This is a genomic window from Sphingobium sp. FW306-1B-F04DB (genome assembly GCF_058781925.1).
The window spans coordinates 18,178-38,068 of record NZ_JBYSXE010000025.1 but is presented as its reverse complement, the minus strand read 5'-3'; the positions used below and the strand labels follow the sequence as shown (position 1 = coordinate 38,068).

The 19,891-nt window shown below is 64.9% G+C and carries 22 protein-coding genes; 5 read left to right on the top strand and 17 right to left on the bottom strand.

Annotation, left to right across the window (positions count from 1 at the left end; genetic code table 11):
* Positions 1–12 precede the first annotated feature (12 nt).
* The 14 genes from hutC to AC3WJD_RS12425 all read right to left on the bottom strand — a co-directional run bounded on the left by hutC (position 13) and on the right by AC3WJD_RS12425 (position 13,982).
* Entirely contained in the window at positions 13–873 is an 861-nt protein-coding gene (gene hutC / locus AC3WJD_RS12490) for a histidine utilization transcriptional repressor HutC (RefSeq protein ID WP_492746978.1), read from the bottom strand.
* An 81-nt stretch (positions 874–954) separates the two neighbouring features.
* On the bottom strand, positions 955–1,380 hold the full coding sequence (locus AC3WJD_RS12485) for a copper-binding protein (RefSeq protein WP_492746997.1): 426 nt from the start codon (positions 1,378–1,380) through the stop codon (positions 955–957).
* Positions 1,377–4,520: an efflux RND transporter permease subunit gene (locus tag AC3WJD_RS12480; protein ID WP_492746977.1), complete on the bottom strand. Its 3,144-nt coding sequence runs from the start codon at positions 4,518–4,520 to the stop codon at positions 1,377–1,379. Before AC3WJD_RS12480 ends, AC3WJD_RS12485 begins: the two co-directional genes overlap by 4 nt.
* Positions 4,517–5,989, bottom strand: a complete 1,473-nt coding sequence (locus AC3WJD_RS12475) for an efflux RND transporter periplasmic adaptor subunit (protein ID WP_492746976.1) — start codon at positions 5,987–5,989, stop codon at positions 4,517–4,519. The genes AC3WJD_RS12480 and AC3WJD_RS12475 overlap by 4 nt, the downstream gene beginning before the upstream one ends.
* Positions 5,986–7,212: a TolC family protein gene (locus tag AC3WJD_RS12470; protein WP_492746975.1), complete on the bottom strand. Its 1,227-nt coding sequence runs from the start codon at positions 7,210–7,212 to the stop codon at positions 5,986–5,988. The genes AC3WJD_RS12475 and AC3WJD_RS12470 overlap by 4 nt, the downstream gene beginning before the upstream one ends.
* A 125-nt stretch (positions 7,213–7,337) precedes the next feature.
* Positions 7,338–7,622 carry a hypothetical protein gene (locus AC3WJD_RS12465; RefSeq protein ID WP_492746974.1) on the bottom strand — a complete coding sequence of 95 codons (285 nt, stop codon included), beginning with the start codon at positions 7,620–7,622 and terminating at the stop codon, positions 7,338–7,340.
* Between the two features lie 105 nt (positions 7,623–7,727).
* Positions 7,728–8,066, bottom strand: coding sequence for a hypothetical protein (locus tag AC3WJD_RS12460; protein ID WP_492746973.1), 339 nt, complete (start codon positions 8,064–8,066; stop codon positions 7,728–7,730).
* Between the two features lie 106 nt (positions 8,067–8,172).
* Complete coding sequence (gene dmeF / locus AC3WJD_RS12455) at positions 8,173–9,129, bottom strand: CDF family Co(II)/Ni(II) efflux transporter DmeF (RefSeq protein ID WP_492746972.1); 957 nt, start codon at positions 9,127–9,129, stop codon at positions 8,173–8,175.
* Between the two features lie 8 nt (positions 9,130–9,137).
* Entirely contained in the window at positions 9,138–9,584 is a 447-nt protein-coding gene (locus AC3WJD_RS12450; protein WP_492746970.1) for a DUF411 domain-containing protein, read from the bottom strand.
* 28 nt (positions 9,585–9,612) lie between these two features.
* Positions 9,613–10,782: a copper resistance protein B gene (locus AC3WJD_RS12445; protein ID WP_492746969.1), complete on the bottom strand. Its 1,170-nt coding sequence runs from the start codon at positions 10,780–10,782 to the stop codon at positions 9,613–9,615.
* Positions 10,779–12,641 carry a copper resistance system multicopper oxidase gene (locus AC3WJD_RS12440; RefSeq protein WP_492746995.1) on the bottom strand — a complete coding sequence of 621 codons (1,863 nt, stop codon included), beginning with the start codon at positions 12,639–12,641 and terminating at the stop codon, positions 10,779–10,781. The genes AC3WJD_RS12445 and AC3WJD_RS12440 overlap by 4 nt, the downstream gene beginning before the upstream one ends.
* 65 nt (positions 12,642–12,706) lie before the next feature.
* Complete coding sequence (locus AC3WJD_RS12435; protein WP_492746968.1) at positions 12,707–13,270, bottom strand: RNA polymerase sigma factor; 564 nt, start codon at positions 13,268–13,270, stop codon at positions 12,707–12,709.
* The gene (locus AC3WJD_RS12430; protein ID WP_492746967.1) at positions 13,267–13,710 is read right to left on the bottom strand and encodes a periplasmic heavy metal sensor; all 444 of its coding nucleotides are present in this window, start codon (positions 13,708–13,710) and stop codon (positions 13,267–13,269) included. The genes AC3WJD_RS12435 and AC3WJD_RS12430 overlap by 4 nt, the downstream gene beginning before the upstream one ends.
* Positions 13,707–13,982, bottom strand: coding sequence for a hypothetical protein (locus AC3WJD_RS12425; protein WP_492746966.1), 276 nt, complete (start codon positions 13,980–13,982; stop codon positions 13,707–13,709). The genes AC3WJD_RS12430 and AC3WJD_RS12425 overlap by 4 nt, the downstream gene beginning before the upstream one ends.
* Before the next feature lie 131 nt (positions 13,983–14,113).
* On the opposite strand from AC3WJD_RS12425, the gene copC reads away from it, so the two are divergent.
* From copC to cueR, 4 genes are all read left to right on the top strand, one after another.
* Positions 14,114–14,500 (top strand): copper homeostasis periplasmic binding protein CopC, encoded by a 387-nt coding sequence (gene copC / locus AC3WJD_RS12420; protein ID WP_492746965.1) that lies wholly within the window; start codon positions 14,114–14,116, stop codon positions 14,498–14,500.
* Positions 14,501–14,503: 3 nt separating this feature from the next.
* On the top strand, positions 14,504–15,436 hold the full coding sequence (gene copD, locus AC3WJD_RS12415; RefSeq protein ID WP_492746964.1) for a copper homeostasis membrane protein CopD: 933 nt from the start codon (positions 14,504–14,506) through the stop codon (positions 15,434–15,436).
* A gap of 79 nt (positions 15,437–15,515) precedes the next feature.
* A complete protein-coding gene (locus AC3WJD_RS12410) occupies positions 15,516–17,882 on the top strand; it encodes a heavy metal translocating P-type ATPase (RefSeq protein ID WP_492746963.1) in 2,367 nt (788 codons plus the stop codon).
* Positions 17,879–18,268, top strand: coding sequence for a Cu(I)-responsive transcriptional regulator (gene cueR / locus AC3WJD_RS12405; protein WP_492746961.1), 390 nt, complete (start codon positions 17,879–17,881; stop codon positions 18,266–18,268). Before AC3WJD_RS12410 ends, cueR begins: the two co-directional genes overlap by 4 nt.
* A gap of 116 nt (positions 18,269–18,384) precedes the next feature.
* On the opposite strand, the gene AC3WJD_RS12400 is transcribed toward cueR, so the two are convergent.
* Together AC3WJD_RS12400 and AC3WJD_RS12395 are read right to left on the bottom strand one after the other, a co-directional pair.
* Positions 18,385–18,639 carry an efflux RND transporter permease subunit gene (locus AC3WJD_RS12400; RefSeq protein ID WP_492746960.1) on the bottom strand — a complete coding sequence of 85 codons (255 nt, stop codon included), beginning with the start codon at positions 18,637–18,639 and terminating at the stop codon, positions 18,385–18,387.
* Complete coding sequence (locus AC3WJD_RS12395; protein ID WP_492746994.1) at positions 18,624–19,079, bottom strand: efflux RND transporter permease subunit; 456 nt, start codon at positions 19,077–19,079, stop codon at positions 18,624–18,626. Before AC3WJD_RS12395 ends, AC3WJD_RS12400 begins: the two co-directional genes overlap by 16 nt.
* Between AC3WJD_RS12395 and AC3WJD_RS12390 the strand changes: the two genes are divergently transcribed.
* Complete coding sequence (locus AC3WJD_RS12390; protein WP_492746993.1) at positions 18,966–19,316, top strand: MerR family DNA-binding protein; 351 nt, start codon at positions 18,966–18,968, stop codon at positions 19,314–19,316. The genes AC3WJD_RS12395 and AC3WJD_RS12390 overlap by 114 nt on opposite strands.
* 225 nt (positions 19,317–19,541) lie before the next feature.
* Here AC3WJD_RS12390 and AC3WJD_RS12385 read toward each other — a convergent pair whose 3' ends face one another.
* On the bottom strand, positions 19,542–19,835 hold the full coding sequence (locus tag AC3WJD_RS12385; RefSeq protein WP_492746959.1) for a hypothetical protein: 294 nt from the start codon (positions 19,833–19,835) through the stop codon (positions 19,542–19,544).
* Positions 19,836–19,891 lie beyond the last annotated feature (56 nt).

Genomic DNA, 19,891 nt, shown 5'->3' with positions numbered 1-19,891 from the left:
GTCAGGGCAGGGTCAGGAACTCGATACCGAAAAGCTCGCCGACAGCTCGAAACGGCTCGCCGGATGGGTCAGCCACGCATGCGAGACCAGGCGCGCACGGCTCCACGTCTGGCGGGTGAGACGAAGCACGGGCTCAAGCTCCGCCATGCCAAGCAATTCCCGAGTGCGCTGATCCGGCATGGCTGCGCAAACCCGGTGCTCCACGCGTTCGAGTGGGGCGATTCTGGTCAGATATTCGTTTGGCGTGGTCTGCGTGAAATCCATGTTTCCATAGTCCGGAGCGATCGAGGCGAGCACGAGACGTTCCTCGAGCTGGATGGGAAATTCGGCCTCGTGATGGACGATGATCGAGTGAAAGATTCGCGTGCCCGCGGAAATGCCTAAAAAGGCCGCAGTCTCAGCGGTCGCTTTTTCGGTCAGGTTCTGCACCACGCGGGCGCGATATTCATGCCCCCTCGCGCGAACCTCGTCGGCAATGTTCCGGATCTCGATCATATGGCCGATCGGTCGGGGCTCGGCGACAAAGGAACCGCTGCCCGTCCGGCGCACAAGCACTCCGGCACTCTGCAATTCGCGCAGCGCTCGATTGGCGGTCATTCGCGATACGCCGAAGCGGGATACGAGTTCAGCTTCCGAGGGAACGCGGTCGCCAGACTTGAGCGCACCCGTGCCGATCGCATCGGTGATGAACGTCTTGATCGCGGCGTAGCGTGGCGGGCCACCTGTGCCGTCAGCCGCTATATCATTCTCGGGGCTGCCGTCCGCCGCACCTGTCGTTGCGTTGGATCGATGTCTTGCGGGGGCGGCTGCGGTCAATTTCATGACCTGTCTATACAATCGCAATCCGCGATAAGCCATGTCTTCGCGCGCCACGACCGCCAGATTTGAACCACATCGGCGACATGACGATAACGGCCGCTGTGCCATCCAGGCAGATGGCACAGCGGCACTCGATCATTGCTTGGCGATGGCGGTGATCTCGCCGGCGCCGTCCTTCAGCGCGAGGTCGAATGCAACCTTGTCGCCAGGCTTGACGCTATCGGTGAGTTCGGGCTTCGCCTTGAGGCCCATGGTCATCGCCGGCCAGTTGGCTTCCGGAATCGGACCATGGTCCAATGTAATTGTGCCGGCTGCCTTGTCGACCTCGGTCACCGTGCCGGTCCCCTTGGCCATCTTCGCAGCAGCGCCTTCGGACATGGCCATATTGCCCATGTCCGCCGACGTCTCGTTGACCGACGCATTCATGGCGTCTGCCGTCTCTGCCGCTGCATTTACGGAAGCCGTCTCGCCATTTTCGGCCTTCGGTCCACATGCAGCGACGAGCAAGGCAAGTCCAAGGCCCGCTACAGTGTAGGTATGTCTCATGGTCTTCTCCTTCAGTTTTGACCGGGTTGGGAAACGGGACGCGCCTGCCGCCGGCGCATGAGCAGATAGGCAGCAGGAATGACGAACATCGACAGCAGGGGCGCGGTGACCATGCCGCCAACCATGGGCGCCGCGATCCTGCGCATCACTTCGGAGCCGGCGCCCGAGCCGACGAGGATGGGCAGCAAGCCGGCGATGATCACCGCGACCGTCATGGCCTTGGGCCGCACGCGCAGCAGGGCACCTTCGCGGACCGCAGCGTCGACGTCGGCCGCGGCCGGATCGGGGCCCTTCTCCACCAGCGCGCTCTTCAGATAGATCAGCATCACCACGCCGAACTCGGCAGCGACGCCGGCGAGCGCAATGAACCCGACACCCGTTGCCACCGACTGATGGTAGCCGAGCAGATAAAGGATCCAGAACCCACCAGTCAGCGCGAACGGCAGCGTGCCCATGATCAGCGCGGCTTCGTCGAAGCGGCGGAAGATCAGGAACAGCAGAACGAAGATGATCGCGAGCGTCGCGGGAATGACGAGCTTCAGCCTGTCGAGCGCGCGCTGAAGATATTCGAACTGGCCCGAATAGGCGATGCTGACGCCCTGGGAGAGCTTGACCCGCTGTGCCACGGCTTGTCGCAAGTCGCTGACGACCGAGGCGAGATCACGGCCGCGCACATCGACATAGATCCAGGTCGATGGCCGCCCATTCTCGGTCTTGAGCATTGGCGGGCCGTCGGCGACCGCGATGGTGGCGACTGTTCCGAGCGTGATCTGCTGTCCGGCGGGCGTGAGCACGGGAAGCGCGCGCAGCCCTTCCAGATTGTCGCGCAACTCGCGCGGATACCGCACGTTGATCGGATAGCGCGCCAGCCCTTCCACGGTCTGGCCGACATTCTCGCCACCGATCGCGCCGGCGACAATCGCCTGGACGTCCGCGATGTTGAGGCCATACCGCCCAGCCGCAGTCCGATCGATATCGACGTCGACATAGCGTCCCCCCGTCAGTCGTTCGGCCAGCGCCGAGCTGACCCCTGGCACGGTCTTCGCCACGCCCTCGACCTCACGCGCGATCCGATCGAGCTCGGCCAGATTGGCGCCCGACACCTTGACCCCGATCGGACTCTTGATGCCGGTTGCCAGCATGTCGATCCGGTTACGGATTGGTGGCACCCAGATATTGGCGAGCCCCGGCACCTTCACCGCGCGGTCGAGCTCTTCCACAAGCTTCTCCGGCGTCATCCCCGGCCGCCATTGGTCGCGCGGCTTGAAGCGGATCGTTGTTTCGAACATCTCGAGCGGCGCGGGATCGGTCGCTGTCTCGGCGCGCCCGGCCTTGCCGAAAACACTCTGGACCTCAGGCACGCTCTTGATCATCCGATCGGTCTGCTGGAGCAGCTCGGATGCTTTTGCGGCGGAGAGGCCAGGCAGCGCCGAGGGCATATAGAGCAGATCGCCCTCGTTCATCGCAGGGAGGAACTCGCCACCCAGCCGCGACAATGGCCAGGCAGTCGTTGCAAATACGAGGGCGGCGATGAGAAGCGTGGTCTTGGGTCGCCCCAGCACCCAGTCGATCGCAGGCTTGTACACCGCGGCGAGCACGCGGTTGATGGGATTGGCTTGCTCGGACGGGATCTTGCCCTGGATCAGCCAGCCCATCAGCACCGGCACGAGCGTCACCGACAGGATCGCGGCCGCCGCCATCGTGTATGTCTTTGTGAAGGCGAGCGGCGCGAACAGCCGGCCCTCCTGCGCCTCCAGCGTGAACACCGGTACGAAGGAGAGGGTGATGATGAGCAGGCTGAAGAACAGCGCTGGCCCCACCTCCACCGCTGCCGCAGTGATGACGCCCCAGCGTGTCGCATCGTCGAGCGGAACATCGGGATTGTCATGGTGCCAGCGCTCGATCTGCTTGTGGGCATTCTCGATCATGACGATGGCCGCGTCGACCATCGCGCCGATGGCGATCGCTATCCCGCCCAGCGACATGATGTTCGCATTGACCCCCTGGTACCGCATCACGATGAAGGCGGCGAGCACGCCCAGCGGCAGGGTGACGATCGCGACCAGCGCGGAGCGAACGTGCCACAGGAACAGCGCGCAGACGATCGCGACGACGATGAACTCTTCGACGAGCTTGCGCGTGAGATTGTCGATCGCGCTGTCGATGAGGTGCGATCGATCATACGTCGGCACCAGTGCAACGCCTTGCGGCAGGCCTTTCTTCAGTTCCTCGAGCTTTGCCGTGACGGCCTCGATTGTTGCCCGGGCGTCCGCGCCGGAGCGCAGGATCACGACCCCGCCCGCGACTTCGCCATCACCATCGAGTTCAGCGATGCCGCGCCGCATCTCGGGGCCGAGCTGGACGGTGGCGACATCGCCCAGCGTCACCGGCACGCCGGCTGCTGCGGTTCGAAGCGGGATAGCGCGAAAATCGTCGAGTGTTTTCAGATAGCCCGATGCGCGGACCATGTATTCGGCCTCGCCCATTTCGAGCACCGAGCCCCCCGTTTCCTGGTTGGCCCGCTGAATGGCCTCGACCGCCTGGGCGTGCGACACGCCGTATCCGGCCAGCTTCACGGGATCGAGCACCACCTGATACTGCTTGACCATGCCGCCGATGCTCGCGACCTCTGCGACGCCGGGCAGGCTTTTCAGCTCATAGCGCAGGAACCAGTCCTGGAGCGACCGGAGTTGCGCCAGATCGTGCCGTCCCGTCCGGTCGACCAGCGCATATTCATAGACCCAACCGACGCCCGTCGCATCCGGGCCGATGGCGCTGCGCGCCGTCTCGGGAAGGCGCCCCTGCACCTGGTTGAGATATTCCAGTACGCGCGAGCGCGCCCAGTACAGGTCGGTGCCGTCCTCGAAGATCACATAGACGAAACTGTCGCCGAAGAAGGAATAGGCCCTGACCGTCTTGGCCCCCGGTACCGATAGCATGGTGGTTGCGAGCGGATAGGTGACCTGGTTCTCGACGATCTGTGGCGCCTGACCCGGATAGCTGGTGCGGATGATGACCTGCGTGTCCGAGAGATCAGGAAGCGCGTCGATCGGCGTCGAGCGAAGGGCCAGGATACCCGCCGCCATCAGCGCCAGGGCACCCAGCACAACGAAGAAGCGATTCTGGACCGACCAGTGGATCAGCCGCCCGATCATCGACCGCCCTCGCGCGCCATCGACCGGAGCGTCGGGCCTTGCGGAGACTGATCGAAGGTGAAGCGCACCTGGTCGCCCGTCTTGAAGGCGTGAGCGAGCGCAGGATCGGCAAGGCGGAAGGTCATCGTCATCGCGGGCCATTTGAGCGCAGGCACGGGGCCGTGGTTGAGCGTGACGCTCGCAGCATCGATCTTCTCGATCCGTCCGGCGGCTTCATAGCTCGTCGTCTTTGCCGGTGCGGTCGCCGGCACGCCCGAGATGGGTCGCGCCGCGATCCCTGACAGGCTTGCTTCGGAATCGATCAGGAACTGCCCCGAGGCGACGACCTTCTCGCCTTCGGCGAGGCCAGTGAGAATCTCGGTCTGGCCGCCGGCTTCGGCGCCGACCTGGACCTCGGCGGGCTGATAGCGTCCTCCGGCAAGCGCAAGCATGACGAGCGTGCGTTTGCCTGTGCGGATCAAGGCTTCGGACGGCACGAGCAGCGCGGAGCGGTCGCTGCCACCGAAATCGACGCGTGCGAACATGCCCGGCTTGAGCCGCCCGCCAGGATTGGGAAGCTCGATCCTGACGGTGAGGGTCCGGCTTTCGGGCTGAACATCGGGAAGGATCGCGGCAACTCGCCCGGCGAAGCGCTCGCCTGGAAAGGCGGTGAGCGTCGCACTCGCGCTCTGGCCTGGACGCAATTGCGCGGCCATCGCCTCCGGAGCGGCGGCATTGAGCCAGACGGTGCCAAGGCCATTGACCTCGGCGAGGGTCTGCCCGGCGGTAACGCTCATGCCCGCACGCACCCCGAGCGACTTGATGACCCCGCCTATGGGTGTCGAAACGGTGATGACATTGTGCGGGCGTCCACCGCGCTCGACCGCCGCGATGGTGCCGGCGGGCATGCCGAGCAGCGTCAGGCGCTGGCGCGCGGCGCGGGTCAGGGCAGCATTGCCAGTGCGGCGTACCGCCAGGAATTCAGCCTGCGCGCCCGCCCATTCGGGCACCAGAAGATCGGCGAGCGGAGCCCCCGCGCCGATCACGTCTCCCGGCGCGCGGCGATAGACGCGTTGCACAAAGCCCGCTGCACGTGCCTGGACCACGCCGATGTCGCGCTGGTTGAAATCGATCGTGCCGGTCGCTGCCAGACTCGATCCCAAAGTACCGGTCTGGACGGTGACGACACGCAGTCCCAGATTCTGGGTACGGGCCGGATCGATACTCACACCCGCTTCGCCCCCCGCCTCGTCGGCATATTTGGGAACGAGCTGCATATCCATGAAGGGCGACTTGCCCGGCTTGTCGAAATGCTGGCTCGGCACCATCGGATCGTACCAATAAAGCACCTTGCGGCCATTTTCAGTGGACGCCGGCGCTTCGTCGGCCCGCGTCAGCGTCGCAACGCCAAATCCGGTGGCACCCGCGACGAGTGCGATGGCCACAGCGGCGAGGCCCAACCGACCACGCGAGGAAAGCTCGAAATTCATTGTTCACCCCCATAGGTCAGCACGAGGCGTGCGGCGTCGCGTGCCACTGTCGCTCCGCGGTCGAGCGTCTGCAGCTCTGTGTCGGCCAGCATCGATTGCGCCTGGATGACGTCGAGCAGCCCTGCGCGTCCCGCCGAATAGCTCGCCACCTCAAGGTCGGCCTTGTCGCGTGCAATCGGCAGCAGCGTCTCGCGCGAGCGCACCCACTGCTCATGATGCATGACGTGGTCGGCCAGCCCCGTCTCAAGGTCGGCGGTGAGCGCGCGGCGCATATCCTCCTGCTCGGCGAGTGCTGCTCCGGCGCTCGCCATGCTGGCAGCGATCATTGGATCCTGCCGCTTCCTGGCGAACAGCGGCAGGCTGATCGTCACGCCGGCCGAAACCATGTCGCCATAGCGGTCGGCGCGGCGCTGATAGGCGAGGTCGAATCCCCAATCGGGTCGCTTCTCTGCGCGCGCCAAACCAATATCCGCTTCGGCCTGGCGGGTGCGTGCCGAGGCGGCGTCAAGATCAGGGTGTTTGCCCAGCGCGACGCGCAGATCTGCGGGATCGATCTGAAAATCGGGCGGCTGGCCCTCGATCTTCGGATCCGGATCCCCCGTCCAGCGTGAAAGCACAGCGCGCGCACGCGCCACGTCCGCGGAAATCTCGCTGCGTCGATCTTCAAGACCCGCCAGCCCCTGCCGGATATCGAGGGCCTGCGCAGGGCGTGCGGAACCCGAAGCAATGCTCGAGGCCGACGCCGTGGCGAGCGATCCAAGCCGGGCGACGATCGCATCGAGTGCAGCAAGCCTGCGCTCGGCATAGGCAAGATCGATCCAGGCGAGCGCTGCCGCAACCTTGACGCGCCGCGCCTCGGAAAGGCGATTGGCTTCGGCGGCCGCGACATCGGCCGACGCACGACCCGCACGGGCGTGACGCTTGGCCAGATTGGGCACCTCTTGCGCAATGCCGACCCGCGCCATCGTCATGCTGTCTTGGGCGAAACTGCCGGCCGGCGGTCCCGAGACCGGGAAGTTGTCGAGACCGACGCCAAGCTTCGGGTCGGGCAACTGCGTTGCGGCGATCGCGGCCGACTGGCGGGCCTGAATGTCGAGCGCGCGTGCCCGAAGGGACGGTGCCTGCTCGGTGGCCCGGTCGATGGCTTCGTCGAAGCTGAGCGGCCCGGCAGCAGCGACGCCGGGGATCACCGCAAGCAGCGGCGCGTAGATCAAGAATCGCATCTGATGCTCCTGAGCGGAGGATCAGGCCGACGGCCTTTAGCCGCGGCGGGGCGGGCCGGCGGAACTGTGTGTTCCGCCGGCTCGTCAGCACCGGTCGACAAGAGCCAGCGCGGCCAGATCCGGTCCTAGCCGGCCGACTTGGCTGAAGATGGCATCATCATGCCATGCATGTCCTTCATGCATTCAGCCGGGGTCATCTTCATCATGTCGCACTCGCAATTGGCCTGGCTGACCTGATCGGGCACCCACACACGCTTCTGGACGGGGCCGGTTGCGCGCGGCCCGTACGACGGGACCGTGCGCCATTCATAATGGCCCGAACGCGCGGGCTGATCGGTCTGGGCCGCAATCGCGGGAACCGATGCCGAGATCGCCACGCCAAGCGCGGCAAAGAGAAACAGCGTCTTCATGATACTCATCCTTGGCAAAATCGCTTGAACGGCGGTGTCGCGGACATGCGGCGCAAGCGCCCAAGCAGGGAGCGCTCGCGCTGCCGCGTTCACGGCCGGGGCTGATCAGCCAAGGATGGTCGGCGGATGGGTTTCAGGCGTGATGTCATTCCCGACCAGGACGGCCAAAGCCGGCCAATAAGCCGGTGTCGGGAAGATCTCTGGCGCCGCGGCCGGCGCCACGGGATCACGAAGGACAATCGGAATAACGCAGCCCATCGCCGCGATGCAGTCTAACGTCAGCCCCTTGCAGGGTTTTTCGGCGGGCTGCGGATCCTTCTGCATCATCTCCATGCATTCGGCATCCGTCGTCGATGCGGCTGCCGACGCAACGGGTGCCCGCGGGCCGACCGCATAAGCAGCCGCCTGGCCAAACAGGCCAAGCAGAGCGCCCAGGACGAGCATAAGATGAAGCCTGCGTTTCATCGAACGTGCAGCTTAGTCCAACGCAGGGTCAGTAACAATTGATTGTCCATGGGGATCAGCGGCATGCCCGGCCCATGCCCCTGGGTCACGCCGCACGCAGAATCGGTTGATGAGGCCCCTCACACCTGTGCGGCTCGACAGTAACATGCACGAGCTCCTCGTGGATCGTCACGCGCGAGGCATAGTCGGCTGGCGCCAGAGGATCGGCGGCGACAAGCGAGATCACCGCGGCATATTTGCCGGGGCCGACACGCCACACGTGAAGATCGGTGATCCGCGCATCGCCATCCTCGATCGCCTCTCGGATCTCGGCCTCGAGTTCCGGATTGGCAGCAGCATCGAGAAGGACGGCGCCTGTGTCGCGCAGCAGTCCCCAGGACCAGCGCGCGATGACGAGCGCACCCACGATTCCCATCGTCGCGTCCATCCAGCCCCAGCCGAGATATTGGCCTGCCAGCAGCGCGCAGATTGCGAGCACCGACGTCAGCGCGTCCGCCAGCACGTGAAAATAGGCAGACCGCAGATTATTGTCGTGATGGCCGTGGTCATGATGATGGCTCTCGCCATGATCATGATTATGATGATGCCCGCCGCCGAGCAGGACGGCGCTGGCGATGTTCACGATAAGTCCGAGCGCGGCGATCCATAGCGCCTCGGCATAGGCGACCGACGCCGGAGACATCAGCCGTCCGACCGACTCAATCCCGATGCCGAACGCGACCAAAGCAAGCACGAGAGCGCTGGCAAAGCCCGCAAGGTCGCCGACCTTGCCCGTCCCAAATGTGAAGCGCGGATTGTGCGCGTGACGCCGCGCGAAACCATAAGCGAGTGCTGCGACCCCGAGCGCGCCTGCGTGGGTCGCCATATGCAGTCCATCGGCGAGCAGCGCCATCGAGCCCGTGAGCCAGCCCGCCACGATCTCGACCACCATCATCGCGGCGGTGAGGATGACCACCCACGTTGTCCGCCGGGCATGCGTGTCATGGGCGCTTCCGAGAAATACGTGATCGTGGCTGTGTCGGGCAGAGGTGTCAGCGTGCATGATGCTTCTCAGCTGTTATGGCGTGCGAAGACGCGGCGACCGGCCGGCCCGAACGCGATGACATTGTAAGCCTGGGGCTGGACTCCGGCCACTTCCATGCCAGGCGAGCCGAGGGGCATGCCCGCGACCGCCAGCCCCTTGATCCCCTTGGGACGCTGAGCCAGCACGCGCTTCATGTCGGCAATCGGCACATGTCCCTCGAAGGCCATGCCGTCGACAATGGCCGTGTGGCACGACGACAGATCTGCCGGCACACCGCGGGTCTTCTGAAAGGCAGTGCGCCGTTGATCGTCGATCATGGACACGCGCCGTCCGAACTGCTGACGGACCTGCGCCGCCCATTTTTCGCAACAGCCGCAACCCGGGTCGCGATGGACCAGAATGTCGCTGGCGGCAATCGCTGCGGCAGGCGTGCCAAGCGCGAGCAGCACGGCCAGGAACGTCGGCTTCTTCATCTAGCACCTCCCATTGCTCTTCGGCTTCTCAAAACCAGGCGCGCACACCGACGACGAAGCTCGTGGCCTCGACATCCTCGCCTTCAGCACGCGCGAACCGCGCCGTGTCGCCGATGCGGCGATCCCACGACACGCCGATATAGGGCGCGAATTCGCGTGCGATCTCGTAGCGCAGACGCAGGCCCAGCTCTACGTCACTCAATCCCGAGCCGATACCCGTTTCGGGCACGTCCTGCGCGGCGAAGTTGAGTTCGGCGCGCGGTTGCAGGATCCAGCGCTGTGTAATGCGCTGGTCGTAATAGCCTTCCAGCCGACCGAGCACATCGCCCTTGTCCGAGACGAACAGCGCACCCTCGACCTCGAACCAATAGGGCGCGAGGCCCTCGAAGCCGATGGTCGCGTAGGTGCGCGAGGGATTGGGCTTGAAGTCGTAACGGATGCCGGCCTGGAGATTGAAATAGGGGCCGATCGCACGGGCATAGAGCGCCTGAATCTCGGCATCCTCGACGCCCTCGCCAAAGGCGCCCGAGCCTTCGGATTTCACGACCAGCCTGTTGATGTCCCCACCGAACCAGCCCTCGCCATCCCAGCGGAACCCGTCACGTCCCTTTTTGACCTGATACTCCGCGAGGTTGAACATCACTTGCGAGAATGTGCCGCCGCCATGCTCCTTGCGGAGCTGCCGGCGCGAGCCGGTCATTGCCGCTTCGCCCCAGACAGTATCCGCATAATTTGGCTCGGACGCTGCCGGCGCGGGCGCGCCGCCCGGGGCAAGCGCGGTGCCGCCGGTGCCATGGCCGCGCATCTCCTGACCCGTTTGCGCCATTCCGGACATGTCGTGGCCGGCATGAGGATCATCCGCCTGAGGCACATCCTGACGGATTTCGGGCATGACATGCCCCGCATGCGGATCCTGCGTGGGAGCAGCGTCAGGTTCGCCCTTGGGCATGGCAGACTTGTCATGACCGGCGTGCGGGTCCGCAGTCGGAGCGATCTTGACCTGTGGCGCAGCGGGCTTTTTCGCGGGAGCAGGCGTGCAGTGCCCCATGGCGGCATGTTCGGGTGGACAATCCGTCTGCCCCTGCGCGGCGGGCTTCGCGGGCGCCATGTCCATCTGGCCATGGTCCATGGTCTGCGCCATGGCAGGGGCGGCGATCGCCAGCAGCGAGCCGCCCGCCAGAAGGAGAAGCACCTTCATGCGCCTTCTCCCGTGCGCGGCCGCACAGTCACGACCTGCATCATGCCCGCGTGCATGTGGTAGAGCATGTGGCAGTGGAAGGCCCAGTCGCCGACCGCGTCTGTCGTGACGTCGAAGGTCACCTTGCCGCCGGGCTGGACCTGCACCGTGTGCTTCCTCGGCGCGAACTCGCCGTGCCCGGTCACGAGCTCGAAGAAATGACCGTGGAGGTGGATCGGGTGCCCCATCATCGTGTCGTTGACAAGCGTCACACGGACGCGCTCGTCCTTGAGGAAGGGTATCGGCTCCTTGACCTCGCTCAATTTCTCGCCGTCGAACGCCCACATATAGCGTTCCATGTTGCCGGTGAGGTGGATCTCCATCGCGCGATCAGGCGCACGCACGTCGGGATTGCGCTCGATGGCCATGAGGTCGCGGTAGACCAGCACCTTGTGGTCAGCGTCCTCCAGCCCCTGGCCCGCTTCCCCCGTCCGATCGACGGGCATCGGCGAAATCGTCTGAACGGTGGGGGTGTCCGTCACAGTCGGCGCAAGCGACAAGTCGCGCATGGAATGCTTCATGCCACCTGCGCCATGGTCCATGCCTGCCATGGTCTCCTGGCCTGAGGGCATGGTATGGCCCATCGCGGCATGATCCACAGGCGCTTGCGCCGGCGTGCAATGGCCCATCGCGGCATGTTCGGGCGGGCAGTCGCCGCCGGCGGCCGGCGTTGCGCCGCCTGGGCCATGGTCCATCCCGCCCATGTCGCCCATGCCCATGTCCTTCATCGTTGCGAGCGGGCGCGGGCGAAGCGGCGGAACCTCGGCTGCCATGCCCTCTCGCGGCGCGAGGGTCGCGCGCGCCATGCCCGAACGATCGACGCTCTCGCCGACCAGCGTATAGGCGCGATCATCGGTGGGCTGGACGATGACGTCATAGGTCTCGGCGACGGCGATCTGGAACTCGTCGACGGCGACCGGGCGGACATTGAGGCCGTCGGCCTGGACGATGGTGAGCTTCAGCCCGGGGATACGCACATTGAAGGTCGTCATCGCCGATGCGTTGACGAAGCGAAGGCGCACACGCTCGCCTGGACGGAACAGCGCCGTCCAGTTGTCCATCGGCCCATGACCATTGACGAGGAAGGTGTAGGTCGATCCGGTCACGTCGCTGACATCGGTCGGATCCATCCGCATGCCGCCCCACATCATCCGCTCCTTGAGCGGATGGTCCTTGCCCTGGAGGAGCCCGGTCAGCGTCTGCTTCCTGTAATTGAAATAGCCGCCCTGCAGCTTCAGCTTGCGGAAGATCGCATGCGGATGGAGCTGGCTGTGATCCGACAGCACGATCACATGCTCCCGGTCCGACTGGATGGGGTCCGGGCCGGCCGGATCGATGACGATGGGCCCATAATGGCCCATCTGCTCCTGAAGCCCCGAATGACTGTGATACCAGTAGGTGCCCGCCTGCTGGATCGGGAATTCGTAGGTGAAGGTCGAGTGCGGCTTGATGCCGGGGAAGCTGACACCCGGTACGCCATCCATGTGAAAGGGAACAAGCAGGCCGTGCCAATGGATCGAGCTGTCCTCGTCAAGGTCGTTGGTCACCGAGAGGCGGACCGTGGTGCCTTCCTTCAGGCGAACAAGTGGCGCGGGCACCGTCCCATTGATTCCGATCGCATGGCTTTCGCGTCCGTCGATCGTCATCATCTGATGCGCGATCCTAAGCGAGATATCGGTTCCCGACACGGTGGGCAGCGGCCTTGCGATCCCGGCCGAGAATGGCTGAGCCCAGGCGGGGAACCAGGCCGACAGCGCGGCAGTGCCGCCTGTCAGCGCCGCGCCGCGCAGAAGCGTCCGGCGATCGAGCGTGGAATTGATCATTTTTGTGCGGGCGTCCCTGAGCTTTGCGTATGTCCCATGAAGACCAATACGCAGGCGCGTGCTCAATCCCTCAACATTTCTTCCAGTTTTTTCCGCGCGCGATAGAGGCGCGTTTCGATCGTTTTCTCGCTGACGCCAAGCACTTGCGCGGCCTCCGCCTGGGACAGGCCTTCGATCATGCGCAGCACCAGTGGCTCCCTCAGCGAAGCGGGCAGAGCTGCGATCGCCTCGGCTGCGCGGGCGAGCTCCCCCTGATCGGCGAGCGCGACGTCGATCGGCACCGCAGTGTCGGCAACCTGCTCGGCATCGCTGATCGGTGCGGCGAAGGTCAGGAACTTGCGGACGAGGCGTCGCCGCGCCCAGTCATGGCATTTGTTGAGCGCGATGCGCGAGATCCACAGCCGAAAGGGTCGTGACCCGTCATAGCGCGCGAGTGCCGAAAAGGCCGCGATGAAGCTGTTCTGGGTCACGTCGAGCGCCTCGTCGGCATCGCCGATATTGCCGCGCACGAGCCGGTACACGGCGTCGCGATGGCGTCGCATCAGCTCGGCATAGGCGGCCTGCCGTCCGGTCAATGCGAGTGCCGCCAACTCGCCGTCCGAACAATCGGCGAGGTCTGGCGTCACCGGTCCTTGGCCGTCAGCGCCTTCACCACGGCTTCGTCGAACCTGGCAGCTTGTTCGGGCCTGAGCACGCCGCGCATGGCGAAGATGTGCTCAAGCGTCTCCTTCTGGAGCTGCCCCATCGCCGCATGCGAACGATCGACCGCTGCGCCAACCTTCGGTCCATATCCGCGCTCGGCCTCGATCGCTTCGGCCAGTCGCGCATTGTCGGCCCTGAGCTCGAGTTCAAGCGCGCGCCGCCGTACCGCAAAACGCTTCTCGATCAGCTCGATCTTCGCGTGCTGGGCGTCATCGAGCTTCAACTCCTGGTGCAGCAGTTCATGAAGCTCATTTTCGACCGGTCGCTCGGGCACCACGAACTCGCGGCCGACGACGACGCCCGCAATTGCCGCGACGAAGGCGATCACGGCCATGAGGACGATATATTTGTTGTTCCGGGTCATTCGGTGCCGAGCAGCGTCGAAGGCGCAAGCGCGGGCGGAGCCCCGAAAGGCGAAATCGACGCTGCCTTGACCGGCGTTCCGGGCAGCGCCGAGCCGGCAATGCCGATGACAAGCGCGATCGCGGCCGCCATGCCGAGTCCGCTCGCGCCCAGCGTTGCGGGCACGCTCGCGCGGGCTGCCAGCTCGTCGAAGATGACGGCATCCATCGTCGCGAGACCCGGGTGGACGGGGCTTTCGCGTAAGCGCGCCAGCATGGCGTCAATATCGGTCATGCATCATTCTCCTGTGCATCATTTCCTATACGCAGCCGCGGCGATCTTCCCTCACCGAGTTTTTGCGAAATGTCTTGAGGGATCGTTCCCCAGCCTGCGTATTGAGCATATCGCCCCTGAAGGAGATACCAATGAACTTTGCGCGTACATTCATCGCCTCGGCTTTGCTCGGCAGTCTGGCTGTAGCCTCGCCTGCCCTTGCGCACCCCAAGCTCCTGTCCTCGCAGCCGGCGGCAAATGCCACTATCAGCAAGCCCACGCGCATCACGCTCGTGTTCAGCGAGAAGCTGGTGCCGCAGATGTCGGGCCTGAACGTCGTGATGACGGGCATGCCGGGCATGGCCAACCATGCGCCGATGAAAATGAGCGGATTCAAGACCTCGGTCTCGCCCGACGGCAAGACGCTCATCGCGACCTTTGCGCGTCCGTTGCCCGCAGGCACCTATCAGGCCCAGTGGCATGTCGTCTCGGCCGACACGCACCGTATTGAGGGCAAGGTCGCCTTCACCGTGAAGTAAGCCGTGGGCGACTGGCCGATCATCATCGTCCGCTTCGGGCTTTTCGCCGATCTGGGGCTGTTGTTCGGCATCCCGCTGTTCGGGCTTTACGCGATGGGCGGTTGGGCGGATCGACACGACCTCCTGCCGTTTCGGTCGCTCATCCTCGGACTGGCGGTCGGCGGTATCGGCCTCTCGCTCCTCGGTTTCGCGCTCCAGGCCGCGGCCATGGCCGGCACGTCGCTCGAGGAGGTGGATAGGGCGACGCTCAGCATGCTCCTGACCGAGATGCCTCTTGGCTGGGCGCTCATCGCTCGACTGGCTGCGCTGCTTGTGACAGCGGGATGCGCCTTTGCATTCGGGGCGCGGCCGGTCTGGGCCCTCACGATCGCCTCGGTTGGCGGAGCCATCGCCGTGGCAACGCTCGCCTGGTCGGGTCATGGGGGCGCGACCGAAGGGGCTTTGGGTATCGGCCACCTGTTTTCCGACATCCTCCATCTGCTCGCGGCTGCCGCGTGGCTCGGGGCGCTTCTCGTCTTCCTGATCCTCGTGACGCGCGATCGCACCTGCGCGGACGCCGTCAGCGCCCGTTCTGCCCATCGGGCGCTTGCGGGATTCTCGGTCGCGGGCACGATCATGGTCGCGCTGATCGTGGCAACCGGGCTGGTGAACGGGGCGTTCCTTGTCGGGATCGCTCATATCCGGGACTTGCCGGCGACACTCTACGGCCAACTCCTGCTCGTGAAGCTGGCATTGTTCGCTGGAATGCTGGTCATCGCCACAATCAACCGCTTCCATCTGACACCGGCGTTTGAAGGCGCGATCAAAGCCGGCGACATGCGCGAGGCGACCTGGCGATTGCGGCGCAGCCTCACTGTGGAGACCGCGCTCGCGCTGCTGATCCTCGCGCTGGTCGCTTGGCTCGGGACGCTCGCGCCGCCGGCCGCCGGGCCATAGCGCTCGCATGTGAAATCGCTCTTGACCCTGACATGATGTCAGACCCTAGATCGGCCGGCGTCGAGAGGGAGAAGAGCAAATGACTGAATCGAAGCCAGCGACGCATTCCGCTGCGCACGGCGGTTGTGGCGACGGCGATGGCCATGCTGCACACGTCGTGGTGCACGATCCTGTTTGCGGCATGACCGTTGATCCCGAGCGGACCCCGCATCATGCCGAGCATGCAGGAAGCACATATTATTTCTGCTGCGCCGGATGCCAGGCCAAGTTCGTGGCCGATCCCGAGCGCACATTATCCGACGGCCGCTCGGAGCCCGCTGAGGTGCCGCCCGGTGCAATATGGACCTGCCCGATGCACCCCGAAATCCGGCAGGATCATCCGGGCGCGTGCCCGATCTGCGGAATGGCCCTAGAGCCCGAAATGGTCAGCGCTGACAGTGGCCCGAGCCCCGAGCTTGTCGACATGTCGCGCCGCTTCTGGATCGCGCTCGCTCTGGCCTTGCCGATCCTGCTACTCGAGATGGGCGGTCATCTCTTTCCGGCGCTGCATCACTTCGTGTCGGCCAAGGCTTCGAGCTGGATTCAGTTCGTGCTGGCGACGCCGGTGGTGCTCTGGGCGGGCTGGCCGTTCTTCGAGCGCGGCTGGGCTTCGGTCACGACGCGCAACCTCAACATGTTCACGCTGATCGCAATGGGGACGGGGGTGGCCTGGGCCTACAGCGTCGTCGCCACCTTCACCCCCGGCATCTTTCCCGCTTCCTTTCGGGCAGCGGATGGATCAGTTGCGGTCTATTTCGAGGCGGCCGCGGTCATCACGGTGCTGGTGCTCCTTGGTCAGGTGCTGGAACTTCGTGCCCGCGAGAGGACTTCGGGTGCTATCAGGGCGCTACTCAACCTCGCGCCCAAGACCGCGCGCCGTATCGGTGCGGGCGGGGACGAAGAGGAGATCACGCTCGACCTGATCGGCCTCGGTGACCGGCTGCGCGTCCGTCCCGGCGAGAAGGTGCCGGTCGACGGCGTGGTGGAGGACGGGCGCTCGTCGCTGGACGAATCCATGGTCACTGGCGAATCCATGCCCGTGACCAAGTCCACGGGCGACGTCGTGATCGGCGGCACGCTCAACCAGACCGGCGCGCTCGTGATCCGTGCCGACAAGGTGGGACGCGACACGCTGCTCGCGCGGATCGTCCAGATGGTCGCCGAAGCGCAACGCTCGCGCGCGCCGATCCAGCGCATGGCGGACCGCGTATCCGGCTGGTTCGTACCGCTGGTGCTCGGCGTGGCGGTGGTCGCCTTCATCGTCTGGGGTATATGGGGGCCGGAACCGCGCTTCGCGCATGGTCTGATCGCGGCGGTGGCCGTCCTCATCATCGCCTGTCCCTGCGCACTCGGGCTTGCGACGCCTATGTCGATCATGGTGGGCGTTGGGCGGGGCGCGGGGCTCGGCGTCCTGATCAAGAATGCCGAGGCGCTCGAGCGCATGGAGAAGGTCGACACGCTGGTCGTCGACAAGACCGGCACGCTGACCGAGGGGCGTCCCTCGGTCACGCGGATCGTTGCGGCCGAAGGGTTCGAGGAGGACGAGGTGCTGCGCTTCTCCGCCGGCGTGGAGCGCGCATCCGAGCACCCGCTGGCACTCGCGGTCGTCGCGGCTGCAACCGATCGGAAGATCGCGATACCCGAAGTCGTGGAATTCGACTCGCCGACCGGCAAGGGCGCCCTGGGAACGGTCGAAGGCAAGCGGATCGCGCTCGGCAATGCCGCCTTCCTCAAGGAGGTGGGGGGCGACACGTCGTCGCTGGAAAGCCAGGCCGATGCGCTTCGCGCCGATGGAGCCACGGCGATCTTTGCCGCGATCGATGGTCGTGTTGCGGGAATCCTGGCGATCGCCGACGCGGTCAAGCCGACGACGCCCGAGGCGCTCGCGGCTCTGCGCGAGGAGGGCATTCGCGTGGTGATGCTGACCGGCGACAATCGCACGACCGCGGAGGCGGTTGCGCGGCAGCTCGGCATCGAAGAGGTCGAATCCGAAGTATTGCCCGATCAGAAAGGCGCGGTCGTCGCGCGTCTGAAAGCCGATGGGCGCGTGGTGGCGATGGCGGGCGACGGCGTCAACGACGCGCCGGCGCTGGCGGCGGCGGACGTCGGGATCGCCATGGGCTCGGGTACAGATGTCGCGATCGAGAGCGCCGGCGTCACCCTGCTTAAAGGCGATCTGAACGGAATCGCTCGCGCCCGAAAGCTCAGTGAGGCGACGATGTCGAATATCCGCCAGAACCTCTTCTTCGCGTTCGTCTACAATGCTGCGGGTGTGCCGATCGCCGCCGGATTGCTCTATCCATTCTTCGGCATCCTGCTTTCACCGATCATCGCCGCGGCGGCGATGGCGCTTTCTTCGGTGAGCGTCGTCGCCAACGCGCTGCGACTCAATCGGGCGTCCTTGTGAACATCGGGGCGGCGTCGGAGGCGAGCGGCGTCTCGCAGCGGATGATCCGGCATTACGAGAAGATCGGTCTCATCCCGGCACCGCCCCGCCGCGACAGCAGCTATCGCGACTATTCGGACGCAGACGTGCACCGGCTGCGCTTCATCGCCAATGCCCGTGATCTGGGTTTTCCGATCGAGGAGATCCGCGCTCTGCTGGATCTATGGTCTGATTGCGGGCGAACGAGCAGCGAGGTGAAGCGCATCGCGCTCGCCCGTGCGGATGAGCTCAAGCGAAAGTCCGAAGCGCTCGACGCTTTGCGGCGGACGCTTATGGATCTGGCCGAGCGATGCCACGGCGATTCTCGGCCGGAATGTCCGATCATCGACGAGCTAGCGGAACGCTGAGGAGCCGACTCCCAACTGATGGTACGCCTCTGTGGCCGGACCATGGCCCTGACCACGGGGCGTTGGATGTTGGGCGGGGACGGCAAGCGAGCTGGCCGAGCTTCCTACTTGTTCAGTTAGGCCGCTGGAAGGGGAGAGCCCAGTAGGTCGACATCGGTATAGTCGCCTGCATGATGGATCATGTGCCTCCCCTTGAGCAGCAGGTGGCTGATTGCTGGCAGGACAAAGAGCGTGAGCAACGTTGAGGTAATGAGCCCGCCGATCACCACGATCGCAAGCGACTTCTGCACCTCCGCGCCGGTGCCGGTGGCGAGAGCCATCGGCACGAAGCCGATCGCGGGCACGATGCCCGTCATCAGCACCGCGCGCACGCGTTCGAGCGTCCTTCGGCCACCGTCTGGTCGACGGGCACGCCCGCATCGATCCGCTGGTCGATGCTCGTCATGACGACGAGGCCATTGAGAACGGTGACGCCGGACAAGGCGATGAAGCCGACCGCTGCCGAGATCGAGAAAGGCAGGCCCGTTAGCGCCAGCGCGAAGACGCCGCCCGCCAGCCCCAAAGGAATCGCCGAATAGACCGCGATCGCCTGCCTGGCGCCGCCAAGCGCCATGAAGAGGATGCCGAAGATCGCGATGTACACGATCGGGATGACGATCGACAGGCGCGCGGATGCGGTCTGCAGATTCTCAGCTTCATTCGCCGGGCGCGAGACCTCGGCTTCTCGATCGATCAGGTACGCGCGTTGCTCGACCTCGCCGGTGAGGGCCAGCGCGATTGCAAGTCGGTCGACGCCCTTGCGAAGGAGCATCTGGCTGAGATCGACCACAAGCTCGCCGATCTGATGGCGTTGCGGCGCGAGCTCAGTGCGCTCATTGCGCATGCGAGGGCGGGACAGTTTCAGAATGCCGGATTCTGGAGGCGTTGGGGCCAAGGGCTGGCAACGTGTAGCAACGCGCATTGGCCGTTAGCTGACTGGCAGGTTTCGGACGCTCAGAGGCTTAAGCGGACGCACGGGCGACGCCATGCATGGGCCGCGGACGGCTAATCCCTATCCGATCGCGCTCCATGAGAAGGGTCGCGTGGACGGACGGTTGGGACAATCCCAGCCGGTCCGGTCCCGGTCGCTCTTGTTGCAAACTAGGCGCGCCTGCGCGCAGAGCGTGCGGAACAGACTCTCGCCCGCTTCGCCGAGCTCATCCGGTGTCAGTGCATCTGTCATCACGACAACAGACCTTCAAGGCTTGAGAATAGAAAGCTCATGCAATGCGCCTCAGAAAGGAATGAAACCCCGCCTGTACAGGCGGAGCACCTTGTTGCGGTCGACAAAGTCCCACTCGACCACCTGGTCTCTCACAGGGAAGGACGCGAAGAAGGAATGGTGCTCGACGCCGATGATCGGCCTGCTTCGCGAGAATTGATGAGCGGTCAGGTCGTACAAAAGGCCGCAGACCTCCACCCAGAAATGACGCTCGACCTTTCGCAGCCTTGTCCCGCGGATGATCCGCGCGTCCTTGAGCCCGTATTTCTCTTCCAGCAGGCACAGGAAGATGGCCGCTTTTGTCACTCATCGCTTAGAGCGATGAGCGGTTCTAATTGAAATATGACCCCAAATGAGCGGTT